The sequence below is a fragment of the Streptomyces sp. NPDC052687 genome (assembly GCF_040678395.1).
Classification (GTDB): Bacteria; Actinomycetota; Actinomycetes; order Streptomycetales; family Streptomycetaceae; genus Streptomyces.
In genome coordinates this window covers 1-2,531 of the sequence record NZ_JBFATR010000107.1, presented here as the reverse complement: position 1 = coordinate 2,531, position 2,531 = coordinate 1, and the positions used below count along the sequence as shown (strand labels likewise).

Below are 2,531 nucleotides of genomic sequence, written 5' to 3'. Positions count from 1 at the left end.
GCCGCCGGTGACCGGGTGTGGGGCTGGGCGGGGGGGCGGGCGGTCGCGGTGGTGCGCGGCCGGCCGACCGTCGCGACCGCGCCCGCCGCGCCCGCCGTACCGCTGACCGAGCCGCTGGTACCCCGCCAGCCCCAGCCGCAGCCGGGTCCGGGGCACCTGACCCCGCTGTGAGCGGCTACGGCTACGGCTGCGGCTACGGCTACGGCTGCGGCTGCGGCTGCGGCTGCGGCTGCGGCTACTCGGTGACGATCGCCGGGTCGCTCACGCCGGGCCGCCCGTTCTCGACGTGCCCGGCGAAGCGCCGCAGGTACGCCGGGTCGGTGTCGGAGGTGACCGTGAGGTCGTACCAGCGGCGGCTCGCGGTCAGGTCGACGGTGTGCCGGACGACCTCGCCGGGCCGCACCCGAATGCTGCGCGCGGTGCCCGCGTAGCCGTCGGCCAGCTTCAGCCGGACCGTGCCGGACCCCGTGTGGGTGAAGGTCAGCTCGACGTCGTCGCCGGTGTGCCGCGCGGTCACCTCGGGACCGGCCGCCTTGTTCCGCCCCTTGAAGGCGCGCAGGAAGCCGTTGGGGCCGTGCACGGTCAGGTCGTACGCGCCCTTGGAGTACGCCGAGTTCCAGGTGTCCGAAAGGGTCTTGCCGGCCTCGGTGGTGTAGAACCACGGCCCGTCGGTGCGGTTGCCGGAGGTGACGAGGAAGGCGGCCCCCGCCTTCGCCCCCGAGGCGAAGGTGAGGGTGAACTTCCCGGCCGCCGCGTCCACCGAGCCGTCCACCAGCGGCGCGTACCTCAGCGGGCGGGCCGGGCGCAGACCGCGCTCCTGGCGGGGCATGCCGGGGTGCGCGGGCGGCGTCGGCCGGTAGTCGGGGTGGCGCTCGCGGTCCGGCGGCTCGTAGCCGTCGGTGCCGGGCAGCGCGGCGGGCGCGCTGTCCTTGCGGGAGAAGTCGAACGCGGCGGTGAGGTCGCCGCAGACGGCCCGGCGCCAGGGCGAGATGTTCGGCTCGTGGACGCCGAAGCGGCGCTCCATGAACCGGATGATCGAGGTGTGGTCGAGGGTCTCGGAGCACACCCAGCCGCCCTTGCTCCACGGCGAGACCACCAGCATGGGCACGCGCGGCCCCAGGCCGTAGGGGCCGGCCGGGCGCCTGCTGTCGCCCGGGTAGAGGTCGAGGGAGACGTCGGCCGTCGACTTGCCCTGTGCGGCGGACTTCGGCGGCAGCGGCGGCACCACGTGGTCGAAGAAGCCGTCGTTCTCGTCGTACGTGATGAACAGGGCCGTCTTCGCCCAGACCGCCGGGTTGGAGGTCAGCGCGTCCAGCACCTGGGCGATGTACCAGGCGCCGTAGTTGGAGGGCCAGTTGGAGTGCTCGGAGAAGGCCTCCGGGGCGGCGATCCAGGAGACCTGCGGCAGGGTGCCGGCCCGGACGTCGGCGCGCAGCCGGTCGAAGTAACCGTCGCCGTTCTTCACGTCGGTGCCGGTGCGGGCCTTGTCGTAGAGGGGGTCGCCGGGCCGGGCGTCGCGGTAACTGTTGAAGTACAGGAGGGAGTTGTCGCCGTAGTTGCCGCGGTAGGCGTCCTCGATCCAGCCCCAGTGGCCGGCCGCGTCCAGGCCGTCGCCGATGTCCTGGTAGACCTTCCAGGAGATGCCGGCCTTCTCCAGGCGCTCGGGGTAGGTCGTCCAGCCGTAGCCCAGCTCGTCGTTGCCGAGGACGGGGCCGCCGCCGGTGCCGTCGTTGCCCGTGTGTCCGCTCCACATGTAGTAGCGGTTGGGGTCGGTGGAGCCGATGAAGGAGCAGTGGTAGGCGTCGCAGACGGTGAAGGCGTCGGCGAGCGCGTAGTGGAACGGGATGTCCTCGCGGGTCAGGTACGCCATGGTGGTGGTGCCCTTGGCGGGGATCCACCGGTCGTACCTGCCGCCGTTGTAGGCCTGCTGGCCGTCGGTCCAGCCGTGCGGCAGGCCTTCCAGGAACTGCATGCCGAGATCGTCGGCGTCCGGGTGGAACGGCAGGATCTCCCTGCCGCCGTCCTGCTGGTGCCAGACCGGCTTGCCGCTGGGCAGGGTGACCGGGCGGGGGTCGCCGAAGCCGCGCACGCCGCGCAGTTTCCCGAAGTAGTGGTCGAAGGAACGATTCTCCTGCATCAGCACGACGATGTGCTCGACGTCCTCGATCGTCCCCGAGCGGCGGTCGGCCGGGAGCGCGGCGGCCCGCTCGATGCTGCCGGCGAGCGCGCTGAACGCGGTGGTTGCACCGGCTGTCCGAAGGAATCTGCGCCGGTTGACTTCGGGCATGGGTGGGGGACCTCTCGTCCTGGCGTGGTGCGACCGGCCGGATGGACATGACGGAATGCGCGCGGAAGGAGTGTTCCAAGAGCACCGAACGTCAGGGAAGGCTGTGGTGGCGCCCGTGTGAAAGTCGTGGGTACGTGGGGTGTGTTTCCGGCCGGGCCGCAGGACGGGCGGCGGCACGCGCACCCGCCTGCGGTGCGACGGGCGGCGGCGCGCACGCACCCCGTCGACCGTGCGACGGGCGGCG

The 2,531-nt window shown here is 72.7% G+C and carries 1 protein-coding gene; it reads right to left on the bottom strand.

Going from position 1 to position 2,531, the window contains the following annotated elements; translation table 11 throughout:
• Positions 1-235: 235 nt before the first annotated feature.
• Complete coding sequence (locus AB0K92_RS33520; RefSeq protein ID WP_365929047.1) at positions 236-2,287, bottom strand: phosphocholine-specific phospholipase C; 2,052 nt, start codon at positions 2,285-2,287, stop codon at positions 236-238.
• Between the last annotated feature and the right edge of the window lie 244 nt (positions 2,288-2,531).